At 62.1% G+C, this 15618-nt stretch carries 10 protein-coding genes, 1 tRNA gene and 1 pseudogene; 9 read left to right on the top strand and 3 right to left on the bottom strand.

The window, feature by feature from the left end:
• The first annotated feature begins 10 nt into the window (after positions 1-10).
• From soxC to QF629_01040, 4 genes are all read left to right on the top strand, one after another.
• A complete protein-coding gene (soxC, locus tag QF629_01055) occupies positions 11-1309 on the top strand; it encodes a sulfite dehydrogenase (protein MDP6012124.1) in 1299 nt (432 codons plus the stop codon).
• Positions 1296-1838 carry a cytochrome c gene (locus tag QF629_01050; GenBank protein ID MDP6012123.1) on the top strand — a complete coding sequence of 181 codons (543 nt, stop codon included), beginning with the start codon at positions 1296-1298 and terminating at the stop codon, positions 1836-1838. The genes soxC and QF629_01050 overlap by 14 nt, the downstream gene beginning before the upstream one ends.
• A gap of 14 nt (positions 1839-1852) precedes the next feature.
• Entirely contained in the window at positions 1853-2965 is a 1113-nt protein-coding gene (locus tag QF629_01045; protein MDP6012122.1) for a pyridoxal phosphate-dependent aminotransferase, read from the top strand.
• Between the two features lie 89 nt (positions 2966-3054).
• A complete protein-coding gene (locus QF629_01040) occupies positions 3055-5502 on the top strand; it encodes an FAD-dependent oxidoreductase (protein ID MDP6012121.1) in 2448 nt (815 codons plus the stop codon).
• Between the two features lie 148 nt (positions 5503-5650).
• Here the strand turns inward: QF629_01040 and QF629_01035 are convergent.
• A tRNA-Leu gene (locus QF629_01035) sits at positions 5651-5737 on the bottom strand.
• 292 nt (positions 5738-6029) lie between these two features.
• Here QF629_01035 and QF629_01030 point away from each other — a divergent pair.
• The 3 genes from QF629_01030 (at position 6030) to QF629_01020 (ending at position 11008) form a co-directional block, all read left to right on the top strand.
• Complete coding sequence (locus QF629_01030) at positions 6030-7799, top strand: hypothetical protein (GenBank protein ID MDP6012120.1); 1770 nt, start codon at positions 6030-6032, stop codon at positions 7797-7799.
• Between the two features lie 351 nt (positions 7800-8150).
• The gene (locus QF629_01025; GenBank protein ID MDP6012119.1) at positions 8151-9368 is read left to right on the top strand and encodes a CinA family nicotinamide mononucleotide deamidase-related protein; all 1218 of its coding nucleotides are present in this window, start codon (positions 8151-8153) and stop codon (positions 9366-9368) included.
• The gene (locus QF629_01020) at positions 9365-11008 is read left to right on the top strand and encodes a thiamine pyrophosphate-binding protein (protein ID MDP6012118.1); all 1644 of its coding nucleotides are present in this window, start codon (positions 9365-9367) and stop codon (positions 11006-11008) included. The genes QF629_01025 and QF629_01020 overlap by 4 nt, the downstream gene beginning before the upstream one ends.
• A gap of 161 nt (positions 11009-11169) precedes the next feature.
• Here QF629_01020 and QF629_01015 read toward each other — a convergent pair whose 3' ends face one another.
• Positions 11170-11802: a glutathione S-transferase family protein gene (locus tag QF629_01015; GenBank protein ID MDP6012117.1), complete on the bottom strand. Its 633-nt coding sequence runs from the start codon at positions 11800-11802 to the stop codon at positions 11170-11172.
• Between the two features lie 91 nt (positions 11803-11893).
• Here QF629_01015 and QF629_01010 point away from each other — a divergent pair.
• Positions 11894-12888 (top strand): annotated as a pseudogene (locus tag QF629_01010) (quinone oxidoreductase).
• A gap of 62 nt (positions 12889-12950) precedes the next feature.
• Complete coding sequence (locus QF629_01005) at positions 12951-14132, top strand: alpha-hydroxy acid oxidase (GenBank protein MDP6012116.1); 1182 nt, start codon at positions 12951-12953, stop codon at positions 14130-14132.
• Positions 14133-14435: 303 nt separating this feature from the next.
• Here QF629_01005 and QF629_01000 read toward each other — a convergent pair whose 3' ends face one another.
• Positions 14436-15524, bottom strand: coding sequence for a mandelate racemase/muconate lactonizing enzyme family protein (locus QF629_01000; GenBank protein MDP6012115.1), 1089 nt, complete (start codon positions 15522-15524; stop codon positions 14436-14438).
• Between the last annotated feature and the right edge of the window lie 94 nt (positions 15525-15618).

The raw sequence follows: 15618 nt of genomic DNA, 5'->3' as shown, positions 1-15618 counted from the left end.
AGGAGAACCGATGTCAAAGAAGAACACTGTGCCCGCCGCCGAGGCGCTCGGCGAGCCAGTCGCGAGCGGTGGTCTGCTGCACCGGCGCGCCTTTCTCGCTGGCAGTGCGGTGGCTGCGGCGGCCCTGCCCGGTGCGGCTGTAGCCGCGGAATCCATCGGCGATGAAGCGCCGAGCTGGATGACCGTGCCGGGCATCACGTTTCGGCCCTACGGTGATCCTGCTCGCGCCGAACGGGAGACAGCTCGCACCGTGCTTCAGCCCTATGGCGATCTGGCGCCCGGCGCTGGTGTCGGCATGACGCCACTGCAGAACCTTGAAGGCACCATCACACCCAACGGTCTGCATTTCGAGCGCAGCCACAACGGCCGACCCATCATCGATTCGGAGAGGCATGAGTTTTTGATCCATGGTCTGGTGGTGCAGCCGCTTAAGTTCGACATAGAGGCGCTGCTGCGCTATCCGATGGCTAGCCGACTTCTATTTATCGAGTGCGCTGGCAATAGTTTCTTCAACAGCAACCTGTTCTCCGAGCCCATGCAGGTGCCGGTAGGTATGATCCACGGTCTCATCTCCGGTGCCGAGTGGACGGGTATCCCGCTCTCGATCCTACTCGATGAAGCTGGATTGGATCCGCGCGGCAAGTGGATTCTTGCCGAGGGGGCTGATTCCGCCGCCATGAGCCGTAGCATTCCCATGGAAAAGGCACTCGACGACGCCATCGTGGCTTTGTATCAGAACGGCGAGCGCCTACGCCCCGAGAACGGCTACCCCATGCGCCTCGTGTTGCCGGGCTACGAAGGTAATATGTCGGTCAAGTGGCTGCGCCGCATCAAGGTCACCGAGGGACCAACTCACACAAAGGACGAGACCTCGAAATATTCCGACCTGATGCCCGACGGCATGGCGCGCCAGTTCACTTTCCGCATGGATGTGAAATCAACCATCACACGCCCGGCAACGGGTCTGACGATGCGCGGCGCGGGGCTCTATCAGATCTCGGGCCTCGCTTGGTCAGGCCACGGCCGAATCGCCCGCGTCGAGGTCTCGGCCGACGGCGGCAAGAGCTGGGCGGAGGCGGCGCTGGACGGGCCGGTGCAGCCGATGGCGCTGACGCGTTTCCGCCTGCCCTGGAGTTGGGACGGCGCGCCAGCTGTCGTGCAAAGCCGCGCGACCGACGAGAAAGGTAACACCCAGCTACGACGCGAAGTGTGGTCCGAGCAGTATGCGGCAGGCCATCTCTACCACTGCAACGCCATCCAAACCTGGGGCATTGCAAGCAACGGGGAGGTCAGCAATGTCTATATTTGATCGTTGCACGCTTTCGACCTTGGCCGTGGTCCTGCTTGTTGCCAGTCCCGTTCTCGCTGAGCCCGGTCCAGAGCTGGGCGAGCCGGTATCGGCGGAAGAGGTCGCTAAATGGGATATCAGCATCGCGCCCGACGGTGCCACCTTGCCGCCCGGTAGGGGTGATGCCGAACGCGGCGCTCACGTCTACCATCAGCACTGCAGGCGCTGCCATGGCGGGGGCGCCAGGGGCGGCGAGAAATTTGCTGATGCACTTGCCGGTGGCATCGATTCTCTAGCCGGCGACAAGCCGGTGAAAACCATAGCCAGCTACTGGCCCTATGCCACCACTATTTTTGACTACGTGCGCCGTGCCATGCCCTATGATCGGCCGATGTCGCTCAGCAATGACGATGTCTATGCGGTCACGGCATACCTGTTGAGCTTGAACGGCATCATCAAGGACGGCCAGGTCATGGATGCCGATAGCCTGCCTGGTGTGAAGATGCCGAACCGTGACGGCTTCCTGCTATACTGGCCAGAGCCTAACTGAAAACGGAGGCTGGCGTGACAGATTACGATTTCACGCCGCTTGCCAGGAGCCTGCCGCAAAGCGTGCCCTTTGTCGGCCCAGAGGCGCTGGAGCGCAGGCGTGGCAAGCCGTTTTGTGCCCGCATCGGTGCTAATGAAAGTGTTTTCGGCTGTTCGCCGAAGGCTGTCGCGGCAATGCAGGCCGAAGCGACCGCGCTGTGGCAATATGGTGATCCCGAGAACCACGATCTGAAGGTGGCGCTCGCCGCGCATCACAGCGTGGCGCCCGAGAATGTCGTCGTGGGCGAGGGCATCGATGCGCTGTTCGGCTATATGGTGCGGCTGTTCGTCGAGCCTGGCGTGACCGTGGCAACCTCACTCGGCGCCTATCCCACCTTTAATTTTCATGTTGTTGGCTTTGGCGGCAGGCTAGCCACGGTTCACTATCGTGAGGACCGTGAGGATCCGGAGGCGTTGCTCGACCTGGCGGTACGCGAGAAGGCACGCCTGATCTATCTCGCTAACCCGGATAATCCCATGGGCAGTTGGTCCGATGCGGCGAAGATCGAGGACATGATCGCGCTTGTACCCGATGGTTGTGTGCTGGTGCTCGACGAAGCCTACTCGGACTTCGCACCGGCCGGCACGGTTCCGCCACTCGATATCTCTTGCCGCAAGGTGCTGCGCTTTCGCACTTTTTCAAAGGCGCACGGCCTGGCCGGTGCGCGTGTCGGCTATGCGCTTGGCGAAGCTGGTTTGGTTGGTGCTTTTGATAAGGTGCGCAATCATTTTGGCGTTAACCGAATGGCCCAGGTAGCGGCGCTGGCATCGCTCGGCGATGCGGCTCATCTGGCCGAGGTGACTATCAAGGTCTCTGCTGCGTGCGAGCGCATTGCCTCCATCGCTGCCGCGAATGGGCTCGATAGCCTGCCGACTGCGACCAATTTCGTGGCCGTCGATTGCGCGGGTGACGGCAACCTAGCGATACGCGTTCTCGAAGCACTTGCCAGGCGCGATGTATTCGTTCGCATGCCCGGCGTCGCTCCTCTCAATCGGTGTATCCGTATCAGCGCCGGCCTGCCCGGCGACCTCGACCTGCTTGAAGAAGCTCTACCCGCAGCCCTGAAGGAAGCACGCAACGGCGCATAGTTTCCCGCACCGCTATCGCAATCCCGGCGAGATCGAAACCGTCGTGATCTGAGCGATCACGCCGTCGACCTATTGAGGAGAAAGTTGTCGTGGCCGAAGCCTTTCCCAGCCAGTCCCGGGTCGTCATCATCGGTGGTGGCATCGCCGGTTGCTCGATCGCCTACCATCTCGCCAAGCTGGGCTGGAGCGACGTTACGTTGCTGGAGCGTGGGAAACTGACCTGCGGCACCACCTGGCACGCGGCGGGGCTGGTCACGCAGCTCCGCGCTACCCATACGATGACCGAGCTTTGCCGCTACGGCCCCTTGCTTTATGGGGCGTTGCAGGCGGAAACGGGACAGGCCACGGGGTTCAAGGCCAATGGCTCGTTACAGGTCGCGCGCACGCCAGAGCGTCTAACCGAGGTTGCGCGCATGATCTCGCTGGGCAAGGTCTTTGGCGTCGAGACGCGGATGGTCGGCCCGGCCGAGGCCAAAGAGCTTTACCCCCTGCTCGACGAGGGCCGCGTGCTCGGCGGCGGTTTCATTCCGGGCGACGGCCAGACCAATGCCATCGATACGACCATGGCGCTCGCCAAGGGAGCGCGCCGAGGTGGCATTCGAATTGTCGAGGGGGTTAGCGTCACAGGCTTCGAGATTGTCGACGGGGCGGTCACGGCGGTCGTAACCGACCACGGGAACATAGTCTGTGAGGTTGTTGCTAACTGTGCCGGCGTTTGGGCCCGCAATATCGGTTGCCTGGCCGGTGTCAACGTGCCGCTTTACGCCGCCGAGCACATGTATGTGACGACCGAGACCGATCCGGCGATACCTTCTGACTTGCCTGTCCTGCGTGATACCGACGGCACCGTGTATGTGAAAGAGGATGCCGGCAAGCTGTTGGTTGGTGCCTTTGAGCCGAATGCTAAGCCGTTGTCGCTCGACGCGCTTCCGGCCAAGTTCGAGTTCGGCGAACTGCAGGAGGATTGGGACCAGTTCGGACCGCCACTGGGCCGCGCCATGGAGATGATACCCCTACTCGAGAACGCAGGTATCAGGCATTTTATGAACGGCCCGGAAAGTTTTACGCCAGACAACCGTTTCATTCTCGGCAAAGCGCCAGAGTTGAAGAATTTCTTCGTTGCCGCTGGATTCAACTCCCAAGGTATCCTCAGTGGGGCTGGCGTCGGGCGCGCCCTCGCGGAATGGATTGTCGAGGGGCAACCAACCATGGATCTGTCAGAGATCGACATTGTTCGCTTTCAGCGCTTTCAGGCCAACTGTCGCTACTTGCACGACCGCACGCGGGAAAGCCTTGGCCTCCTCTACGCTATGCATTGGCCGCATCTGCAGATGGAGACTGCGCGCCCTGTGCGCGAGACGCCACTGCACAGTCGCTTGGCAAAACATAATGCGAGCTTCGGGGAGGTCGCTGGCTGGGAGCGCGCAAACTGGTACGCACCCAACGGTGTTAGCACTGCATACGAATACGCCTATGGTAGGCAGAATTGGTTCGATCCTGTCGGCGAGGAGCACAAGGCGGTGCGCGAGGCCGTCGGTATGTTCGACCTCTCGTCGTTCGGCAAGGCCGTGGTTCAGGGGCGCGATGCCGAAGTCCAACTGCAACGAATCTGCGCTGCCGATATGGCGGTGGCGGTCGGCAAAGTGGTCTACACGCAATTTCTCAATTCCGGTGGTGGTATCGAGGCCGACTTGACCGTGACGCGTCTGGCCGAGAATAAGTACCTGGTGGTTACGGCTGCTGCCTCGCAAGCGCGCGACATCAACTGGATCCGCCGCAATCTCGATGACGAGGCGTTCGTTACCATCGAGGACGTGACCTCGGCCTATGGCGTGCTGTCGGTGATGGGCCCGAATTCACGGCAGCTCCTGTCGCGTCTGTCAAATACCGATTTTTCGAGCGAGGCTTTTCGGTTTGGTACAAGCCAGGAGATCGAAATCGGCTATGCTAAGGCACGCGCAATGCGCATCACCTATGTCGGCGAGCTGGGTTGGGAGCTCTATCTGCCGACGGAATTCAGCGGCCCGGTTTTCGATCTGCTGATGGCCGATGGGGCGGATCTCGGCCTTCGCCTGGCCGGCTATCATGCTCTTGATTCGCTACGCAGCGAAAAGGGCTATCGCCATTGGGGCCACGACATTACGCCAGCCGACACGCCGCTCGAGGCGGGACTCGGCTTCGCCGTTTCTTTCAAGAAGACTACCGACTTCATCGGTCGCGCAGCCTTGGAGCAACAAAAGGCGAAGGGTCTGAGCCGGCGCCTCGCGCATTTTCTGATGGACGACCCCGAGCCGATCTTGCTGCATGACGAGCCGATCTTTCGTAATGGCGATCTGGCCGGCATGATGACGTCCGGCACCTTCGGCTACACGCTGGGTCGGTCCGTGGGCATGGGCTATCTCGACATGCCCGATGGCGCCGATAAAGCCTGGATCGAAGAGGCCTCCTACGAGATAGAGATTGGCGGTAGCCAATTCGCCGCTAAGGCGAGCGCTCGGCCGTTTTATGACCCGGCCCATGAGCGCGTGACAAGTTGAGCGTTGGGTCTCGAAAACCGAGTATTTCCGGAGACTAAAAACGAATCCGGATGCAGCAGTCGCACTTACCCACGCGGCTTAGCGCCGACAGACCGGCGCCCACTACGCACTAAAGCATTAATACCGATGCAAAAAGCTAGTTAAGCGGTGGTGCCCCCAGTCGGACTCGAACCGACACGTCCTTGCGGACAACAGATTTTGAGTCTGTCGTGTCTACCAATTCCACCACAGGGGCATTCAATTAAATAAAAGATTTAACACTATTTTGCATTAGCTTACTACGAAGCAGTACGCCACAAAGTCCACTAATTTCTCCAACAAAATCTTCTGCGAATTGGGTCACATAGCCTTAATTTGGCGTCATTTTGGTAAACCTTCAATACCCAAATATCTTCAACTGTTGATGGTGTAAATGCCAGGTGTGGGGTATCGCACCCAGAAAACTTGTACGCGGCTTTCGCCATGAGCCGACGTCGGCACAGAAAGCCTGTGTATAATCGGTAAATACGACCTATGGTGCGGCCGTGGTGATGCGACAACTTTTCCCAATACTCTTGGTACTAACCTTTGTGGCGCCGGTACTGGCCGAGCCCGAAGCGCTAACCTCGGAAGCTAATCGCGGACCGGACCTGCCGCCGGTCGGGCGCTCGCTGCTCGACTTCGTACTGGCCGAGGAGGTCGATGGCGATTGGCAGATCGTCGCACCCTATCCCTTTGAGGCGTTAATCGAGCGCATCGCCGCGCGGCTTGGACCCGGATTCCGGGAGCCCATAAAGCGGGTACTGCACCCGATCGGCCGCTCTCTGCACCGCCACGAGGCTGAGCCGGACTTCTTCCGCTACCCGCGGGCGGTCGGTGCCGTCGATACAGAGCCGGCGCCCACCGCGGGGGAATCGGGTCTGATGATGAAGGACAGGCTCTATCTCGGCTATCAGCCGCGCACCAACTCGGTCGAGGCGATCAGCTACAATGAGGCCGCCGGGCGCTTCGATTATCAGGTCATCAGCGATTACCGTGAAGGCGGTAACCCCACGGTGGGCTATGTTGACCGCGGGCTCTGCCTCGCCTGCCACCATAACCATGCGCTGATCTATGCCGACCGCCCCTGGGCCGAGAGCAATACGAACATTAAGGTGGCGGCGTTGCTGCGCCATACCAGCGAGCGTTTCTACGGTATCGATGCCACGGTGCCATTCGACATTCCCGAATCCTTTGACGAGTCGACAAATCGCGCCAATTATTTCGTCGCCTATCAGGCGGCTTGGCAACAGGCGTGCGAGGCCTCGGAGGATGCGGTGGGGTGCCGGCGCGACGGTCTGGTGGCGGCGCTGCGTTACCGTCTAACCAGCGGTTACCAGCTTGCCGAGGCGGGCGACGGCGCGCGCGACCGTTTCGCCGCCTCTGTCGTGGCGGGCTGGCAGGCACGCTTCCCTGCAGGGGCCGCCCTCGCTAGCGCAGATCTCGCGGACTACGACCCATTTGCAGAAGCCGGCTACGGCACTGGCCGCGTGGACGGCGAGATGGATCTCGCTGAGCTCAGGGCGCTGGTCACGCCCGCTCTGCTGCAATTCGACGATACCTACGAGCCGCTCTATGAGCGGCGGCCAGAGAGCGTTTGGGGAGTGCCGGCGTCCTTTGCCGGCATGCCGTCTGTCGAGCCCTTCTGGGTGAGCCAGACCATTGCCGGGCTGGGTAACTTCATGGCCCTGGTGGATATCCAGCGCCTCGATGCGCGCCTGCGCGACGGCGCCACAGTGGTCCGCGAGGTGGTGACACCGTGCGCGGTGCGCGCCGACGGCGACGAGTTCGGCTTCACTTGCGAGCCTTTTGCTGACGGTAGCCTGGTGCTGCGCGGGCGTTTGCGCGGCGATGGCAGTGGCAGCGTTGCGCGGCTGCGCTCCGATTCCGCGGCGCCTGCCGGCCTGGCCGTCGAGGACAGAAATTTGCGCCGCGACGGCGAAAACTGGCGGGCGACCTTTGCCCTGCGCGACACTGTGAGTGGCCTTGGCGCGCGCTCCGCCGCGGGCGATGCCTGGCTTTCCGTCAGTCTGTCCTGGAACATCACTGGCGAGGGCGCCGCGACTGTCGCCATGGCCGACGACTTCGCCACGCTCAAGGCCGCGATAGAGGGGCTTGCCGCGCGCAGCCGCGCCGGTGACAGCGACGCCCTCGGCAATGCCCCCTTTCGCCGCGTTGCCATTCTGCGTCCACTGTTCGCCGACCTTGGCATTGAAGTCGCCGATTGGTGCTGCCTTGACGCCGACCACCTACCCCCGGCAGCGCTACACTTCAACTGAGGCCCTAATGCGCTCGGTCGCGAGGCGGTGTCCGGCACCGTGTGTCCGATACAAGAAATTGATATTCAGGCAAAAAGAGAGATTGAGTTCGTTCCATAATTTTCTTTATATACCGCAAGATAAAGGTAACAGTTACTAATTAATGTTCTATTTTTTCCGTGAATTCATATAATTAGCGTAGTTATACAGAAAGAAAAATTTTTGGTTTTATATAACATATTGAAATCACCTGAATAGGTGTGGGTAAATAGGTGGCAGTCACTAATTAATAACACCGCATTCGGCGAGCCTCGCTTCCTTGCTTGTGCGCCGCTAAGATGCCGGCGCGTGGCTTCGGGATGCGGAGGAAACATGCGCTGCGAGGTGGTGGCGGTCGGCACCGAGCTTCTGCTCGGCCAGGTCGTCGATACGAATTCGTCTTGGATCGGCGGCCAGATGGCCCTGGCGGGGATCGACTCCTATTACCAGACTAAGGTCGGCGACAACCAGGTGCGTATGGTCGAGACCATCCGCCTCGCGTTGTCGCGCGCCGATGCGGTGATCACCTGCGGTGGGCTGGGTCCGACCCAGGACGATATCACACGCGAGGCCATCGCCGAGATCATGAGCGTGCCGCTGCTGCGCGACGAGGCCATGGCCGAGCACATCCGCAATCTGTTCGCCTCGCGCGGTCGCCCCATGGCCGCTAACAATTTACGCCAAGCCGACATGCCAGAAGGCGCGTCCGCCATCCCGCAAATGCCCGGTACCGCGCCGGGGTTAATCTGCCCGGTCGGTGACAAGGTGATCTATGCCGTGCCCGGCGTGCCTTTCGAGATGCGTTTGATGATGGAGGGCACCATCCTGCCCGACCTGCGGCGCCGAGCTGGTACCACAGCGGTGATCCGCAGTCGCGTCGTGCGCACCTGGGGCCAGACAGAATCAGGCTTGGCTGAAATTCTAGCCGAGCGTATCGCGGAGCTCGACCGCCTCGGCTCGCCGACGCTGGCGTTTCAGGCTAGCGGCATCGAGGGTATCAAGGTGCGCATTACGGCTAAGGCTGCCGACGAGGCCGCTGCCGAAGCCGTACTCGCCGAAGAGGAAACGCGGTTGCGCGACATGCTCGGGCCGATCATTTTTGGCACCGATGACGAGACCATGGAATCGGTGGTGATCGGGGCCATGCGCGAAAAGGGCCTGACACTGGCGGTCGCCGAGGGGGTTACCGGCGGCATCGCCGGTACCCGTCTGGCGCTGGTGCCTGGCGCCGACGATGTGCTGCGTGGAACCGTCGTCAGCCCGCTCGAGGGCGAGCCGCCGCTTGGCCTACCTGCGGCACAACCGACGCCGGAGGCGGCAAGCGCCATGGCGGTGGCAGTGCGCGAGACGCTCGACGCCGATATCGGGCTGGCGACCACCGGCATCTTCGAGCGCGATCACCCCAGCGGAGAGAGGCCCGGCACAGTCTATCTCGGCCTGGCGCGCGAACGTGGCACCGAAAGTCGCCTCGTGCGCCTGCCCGGCGATCGCGACCGGGTACGGCAATATGCCGTGATTAGTGTGCTCGATTTCTTGCGACAGCAGCTATGAGCGCACCTGAGACCGTGTGCGGCGGCGAGGCTATCGTCGCAGCCTTGATTGCCCACGGCATCGACACCGTCTATGGCGTGCCCGGCGTGCAGACCTATCCCCTGTTCGACGCCCTTTACGGCGTCCGGGATAAAATTCGTACCGTGGTGACGCGCCACGAGCAGGCGGCTGCCTATATGGCTTTTGGCCATGCGCAGTCGACCGGCAAGCCGAGCGTCTATTCCGTGGTGCCGGGGCCCGGCGTGCTGAATACCGGCGCCGCATTGTGCACGGCGCTAGCCACCAACCAGCCGGTGCTCTGCCTAACGGGCCAGGTGCCGTCTGGCTTTCTCGGCAAGGGGCGCGGACACCTGCATGAGATCCCCGACCAGCTTGCCACTCTGCGCTCGATCACCAAATGGGCGACGCATATTGATCGCACGGAGGACGTGCCGGCAGCGGTAGAGGGCGCCTTCCGCGCCATGCTCTCGGGCCGGCCCGGCCCGGCGGCGCTGGAGATGTGCTGGGACACCATGGGCGAGAGCGCCGAGGTGTGTTTCCTGCCGCCCGCCGGCGCGGACCGCCCGCCCCGCGCCGATCCGCTTGCCCTCGACGAGGCGGCGGCACTGCTGAACGGTGCCCGCGCGCCGCTGATCCTGGTCGGTGGCGGCGCCCGCCATGCTGGGCCCGGGGTCTTGGCGCTGGCCGAGGCGCTGGGCGCGCCAGTAGGGTCGTTCCGCGCCGGACGTGGTGTCATCGACGAGCACCATGCGCTGGCGGTCTCGGCGCTGGCGGCGCAGGTGCTGTGGCGCGAGACCGACGTGCTGCTCGGCATCGGCACGCGGCTCGAGCTGCCCTATATGCGCTGGCGCGGCTTCATGAATGCTATCACCGAGGTGCGCCCGCCGCCGGCGCTCATTCGCATTGATATCGACGAGGAAGAGCTCGCGCGCCTGGTGCCGCAGGTTGGCATTTTGGGCGATGCAGCCGAGGCCACGGCGGCGCTTTCCGGGCGTATTCGCCCGGCCGGCGCGGGGCGCCGGACCGAGACGGCTACAGCCAAGGACCGTGCGCAGGTGCGGCTGCAGGAATTGCAGCCACAGATGGGCTATCTCGATGTCATCCGCGAGATCATGCCGGCCGACGGCTTTTTCGTCGAGGAGCTCTGCCAAGTCGGCTATGCGTCCTATTACGGCCTGCCCATGGCAGGGCCGCGGCAATATATCACTGCCGGCTACCAGGGCACGCTCGGCTTCGGCTATCCGACCTCGCTGGGCGTTAAAGCGGCCAACCCGGACCGGGTGGTAATCTCGGTGGCGGGGGATGGCGGCTTCATGTTCGGCGTGCAGGAGCTGGCGACCGCGGCGCAGCACGACCTTGGCGTCGTGGTGCTGGTCTTCAACAACTCGGCCTACGGTAATATCCGCCGTGACCAGCGGACTCGCTTCCAGGACCGCATCATCGCCTCAGAGCTCGAGAACCCGGACTTTGTGGCGCTCGCCGAGAGCTTTGGCGTGCACGGCGCGCGCGTCGACAACCCGGAAGCCCTGCGCCCAGTGCTTGCCGCCGCCATAGAACGGAACGCCCCCGCGCTGATCGAGATAATGATAGATCCCGATAGCGAAGCCAATCCCTGGCAACTATTCGTCATGCAGAAATAGAAGTAAGAATCTAACCTGCCTCGTGAGTGTGGCCCGTGTCCGTGATAGTCTCGCCCGATAGGCCGATATGGGCACCATCGATCCGGGCTGCTTTCAGACCGGAAATCGGGAAGTCTTCTGGAATGCTTGCCACGATGCATTAGCCGGTTGTCGTAAGGGTGCTAAGCCTCTGTGCTTGGCCGGGCGGAGAACATGGTGTGCCAGCGTTGGATGCCGGGATAGCGCTCTCCGATACCCATCTTGAAGCGGTTGGCCATGTTGACCACGAACCAGGCAGTGATGTCGGCGTTGCTTACGTTCGCGCCGGCAATGAATTCGTTGTCCTGCATGTGTGGCTCGAGGCGCCCAAAAAAGACATGAGCCATTTCCTGGCCGCGCTCGACCATGGCTGGCAGCTGGGCGAGATCGGTGCGCGTGCCGGGCACGACACGCCCGGCGAATAGAGGCATGTCGTTACGCGTCGCATGAAGCAGTGGCAGGAAGCCGTCGAGCTCAACTCGCCGGGTCCACATGTCGATGATGCCGCGTTCGGCTGACGTGCGCCCGAATAGCGAGGGTTCAGGATGTAGCTCCTCGAGATAGCGGCATACCGAGATCGATTCCGCGATCACCGTACCGTCGTCGAGTTCAAGGAAAGGCACGCAGTGGAACGGGTTCATCGAGGTGAAGGGCTCCTTGAATTGCTCGTCGTCGCGGACGTTGAGCTCTACGGTGGGAAGCTTAAGGCCCTTCTCAGCCAGGAACATTCGAACGCGTTTGGAGTTGGCAGCAGGGCCGAAATCGTAGAGCTTCATGCGCTGGATCCTTTTGTCCTTGCGGTGGCGCTGCGATTCTGACCTGTGGTTAGGCAATGGTCCAGTCCCATTCTTTGGAGGAGTGCGGCACATGACAACGAGCCATGCGATACGTATCCACGCGACCGGCGGGCCCGAGGAGATGCGCTGGGAGGAGGTCGAGGTCGGTGATCCCGGACCCGGTGAGGTGCGCATCCGTCACGGTGCCATCGGGCTCAATTTCATTGACGTCAACCAACGCTCTGGCGCCTATCCTCTGCGCGAACTTCCGGTGACGCTCGGCATGGAAGGCATGGGCGCTGTCGAGGCCATCGGTCCTGGTGTGAGCGATTTTGCCGAGGGTGACCGTGTGACCTATTGTATGATGCTCGGCAGCTATGCCGAGCGGCGCCTCATCCAGTGCGACCGGCTGATCAAGTTGGCGGACGGCATCTCGGACGAGACCGCCGCGGCGGCGACGCTGAAAGGGCTCACGGCGCATTATCTGGTGCGTGAGCTGTATCCTGTTAAGCTTGGCAACACCGTACTGGTGCACGCCGCGGCGGGCGGGGTCGGCCTGTTGCTTTGCCAGTGGGCCAAACATCTCGGCGCCACGGTCATCGGCACGGTTGGGAATGCCGACAAGGCTGCGCTTGCTGCCTCGCACGGCTGTGACCATCCCATCCTCTATCGCAAGATAAATTTTGCCGAGGCAGCCATGGACCTGACCCAGGGCAAGGGCGTCAATGCCATTTATGACGCCATCGGCAAGGACACTTTCGACAAGGGCATCGATGTCCTGGCCGAGCGCGGCTGGATGGTGAGCTATGGCCAGTCGTCTGGCCCAACGCCACTCTTGCAGACAACGCGGCTGGCGCCCAAGGCGCTCAATGTCACCCGTGTGGCGGGCTTGCCTGTTTTGTCAAGGACCCCATACAGCGCTCGCGCAACGCGGCGGAGCTGTTCAAGCTCATTGCGGACGGCGCCCTGCGCATCGAGATCAACCAGCGTTATGGCTTGCGGGACGCAGCCCGGGCGCATGCTGATCTTGAAGACCGTCGCACGACCGGCTCAACAATCCTGATCCCCGGGGCGCAAATCTGTTAGTCGGATTCGCGGTACCAGCCTAAGCCCATGCATGCTATAGCGCCGGCCTATTGAGGAGTGTCATGAACATTTGCGACGCCATAAATCTCGAGGATCTGCGGCACATGGCCAAGCGCTATCTGCCGAAGATAGCCTTCGACTACATCGAGGGTGGCGTCGATGACGAGGACGGCCTCAACCATAATCAGGCGGCGTTTCGCCGGCACCGGCTGATCCCGCAGTATCTGGTTGATATCGCCACGCGCAATCAGACGGCGCGGCTGTTCGGGCATGACTATGCGTCGCCGTTCGGCATCGCGCCGACCGGGCTCGCGGCGTTGTTTCGCCCTGGCGCGGATATGATGTTGGCCCAAGCCGCGCGCGAGGCGAACATTCCCTTCATCCTGTCGGGCGCGAGCACGGGCTCGATTGAGGATTTGGGCAAGCTGGCGCCCGATCACGGCTGGTACCAACTCTATGCGGCACGCGACAAGGCGATATCGGAAGATATGATTCGCCGCGTTCACGAGGCCGGTCTGAAGACGTTGGTCTTCACCGTTGACGTGCCGATCCATGCGAAACGTGAGCGCAACCGGCGCAACGGCTTCTCGCGGCCCTTGAAGCTATCACTTGCCACCAAGATCGAGGCGCTGCGCCATCCCCACTGGCTGGCCGGCTATCTCAAAAACGGCAAACCGACCTTTGCCAACTGGGCGGCTTATGCGGGTGACGATCCGACATCTGATCAGGTCGCAGACCTGGTCGCCACGCAGACGCCGGCGCCGATAACCTGGCGCGATGTCGAGAATTTTCGCAATCTCTGGCCCGACTTTTTGGTGCTCAAGGGAATCATGAGCACGACTGATGCTGTGCGGGCTGCGGATATGGGCGTGGACGGTATCATCGTCTCCAATCACGGCGCCCGTCAGCTCGACCGGGCGCCGTCACCGCTCGACGTACTGCCTGCCATTAAGGCGGCAGTCGGCGAGCGTATGACGGTGATGTTTGACAGTGGTATCCGGCGCGGCTCGGACGTGTTGACTGCGCTCTGCCTCGGCGCCGAGTTCGTCTTCCTCGGGCGCTCGACACTCTACGGCGTGACGGTCGGCGGCTTGGCGGGCGCGACGCACGCCATAGACATCCTGCGTGGTGAGATTGACGTGGTCATGGGCCAGGCGGGGATCAGTGATTTCGGGCAGCTCGACCCGGGTCGTATTTTTTGCGAACCGCCCGACCATGGGCGTAACGACCGTCGCGCCGGGTGAAGCTGTTTTTTTCATTGCTGGCGGCTAGGGTAGCCGCACAATCGCGCTGGTCGGTGCACTTGCCGAACTTGGCGTGCCGGCCTTCGCCGACACACCCTACGCGGCAATGTTGCGGCTTGGGCGGCCGACTACAACTCCGCGACGGCCTCGCTGAACACGAGTTCCCTGTGCCCAGCACCGATCGGACCAGGACCGAGAGCCTGGCTGAGGTGTTGAAAACCGAAAAATACGCTATTTTCTTGCACCGTGCGCTGACTGCGGGAGACAAGCTCGCCTTCACAGCGGAAGCTATCTGATAGCGAGTCACACCCGGTGGGCAGACAGTGCGCCCCAATTCCAGGTGATGCCGTGTCCCGGACGTTCGGGCGCGATCGCCAGCCCATCGCGCATCTCCAGCGGATCGGCCATATAGGCGTCGAGGCCAAAGCCGTGCACTTCCAGATAGGCCGCGTTGGGCACTGCCGCGAGCAGGTGCACGTGAATATCGTGGGCGCCGTGGGAGGTTACCGGCAGGGCATTCGCCTCGGCCAGATGCGCGACCTTCATCCACGGGGTGATGCCGCCGCAGGTGGTCAGGTCGGGCTCGGGAAAGTCGATGCCGCGGGCGCCGATGAGTTGGGCAAACTCGGCGAGTGTGTGCAAGTTCTCGCCGGCCGACAGCGGCACACCGCCATGGGCGCGCAAATGCGCATAGCCGGAAAAATCGTCAGGGGTGATAGGCTCCTCCACCCATACCAGATCCAGGGGGCGCAGTGCCCGCAAGGCCCGCAACGCTTGGTCCGGCCGCCAGGCCTCGTTGGCATCCGCCATGAGTTCCGTGTCAGGGTCGAGCGCTTCGCGGACGGCGGTGATGCGCGCCAAGTCCTCTTTCAAGGTCGGCTTGCCCAGGCGCGTCTTGATCGACCGGAATCCTGCCGCTTCGCTGCGGCAGGCACCTTCGACGGCCTTCTCCAGCGGGAAATTGAGGTCGATATTGCCGGCATAAGCGCGCACCGCAGGATCGTGGCCGCCGAGCAGGCGCCAGAGAGGCTCGTCGAAAGCGCGGGCGCGCAAGTCCCAAAGCGCCGTGTCGATCGCCGCGATGGCAAAGCTGGCCGGCGCGCCGCGTCCAGCATAGTGCTGGCGCTTCCACATCTTGGCCCAAAGTCCTTCAATCGCGCGCGGATCGCCTTCGCTGACGATGTCGCCGTAAACCGTGTCGATCATGGTGGCGATGGATGCCCCTTGCCCCAGCATCACGGCGGTATAGCCTGTGCCTTCGACGCCATCGTCATCGGTTAGACGAACCATGACCATGTCGAAGTCGCTCATGATGCCCGTGCTGGCACCTCGCACGGGTGTCGGCAACGGAATACGGTAAAGGTTAGTCTCAAAAGTTGCGATCTTGACCATGTTTTCCCTCCGTCTCTAAAACGCGATATCGGCGTTTATTTGACCATTCTGCCATCGAGTGAAAAGATTATTCGAAATTTGGTAGTGGACGGGA

The organism is Alphaproteobacteria bacterium (assembly GCA_030739735.1).
GTDB lineage: Bacteria > Pseudomonadota > Alphaproteobacteria > UBA7887 > UBA7887 > UBA7887.
Note: the sequence above shows the minus strand (reverse complement) of the source record. Positions and strands in the feature narration are given on the sequence as shown.

Excerpts from the sequence above, each read along its gene's own strand:
- soxC (MDP6012124.1), top strand. The coding sequence starts at position 11 with ATGTCAAAGAAGAACACTGTGCCCGCCGCCGAGGCGCTCGGCGAGCCA.
- QF629_01050 (MDP6012123.1), top strand. The coding sequence starts at position 1,296 with ATGTCTATATTTGATCGTTGCACGCTTTCGACCTTGGCCGTGGTCCTG.
- QF629_01025 (MDP6012119.1), top strand. The coding sequence starts at position 8,151 with ATGCGCTGCGAGGTGGTGGCGGTCGGCACCGAGCTTCTGCTCGGCCAG.
- QF629_01020 (MDP6012118.1), top strand. The coding sequence starts at position 9,365 with ATGAGCGCACCTGAGACCGTGTGCGGCGGCGAGGCTATCGTCGCAGCC.
- QF629_01015 (MDP6012117.1), bottom strand. The coding sequence starts at position 11,802 with ATGAAGCTCTACGATTTCGGCCCTGCTGCCAACTCCAAACGCGTTCGA.
- QF629_01005 (MDP6012116.1), top strand. The coding sequence starts at position 12,951 with ATGAACATTTGCGACGCCATAAATCTCGAGGATCTGCGGCACATGGCC.
- QF629_01000 (MDP6012115.1), bottom strand. The coding sequence starts at position 15,524 with ATGGTCAAGATCGCAACTTTTGAGACTAACCTTTACCGTATTCCGTTG.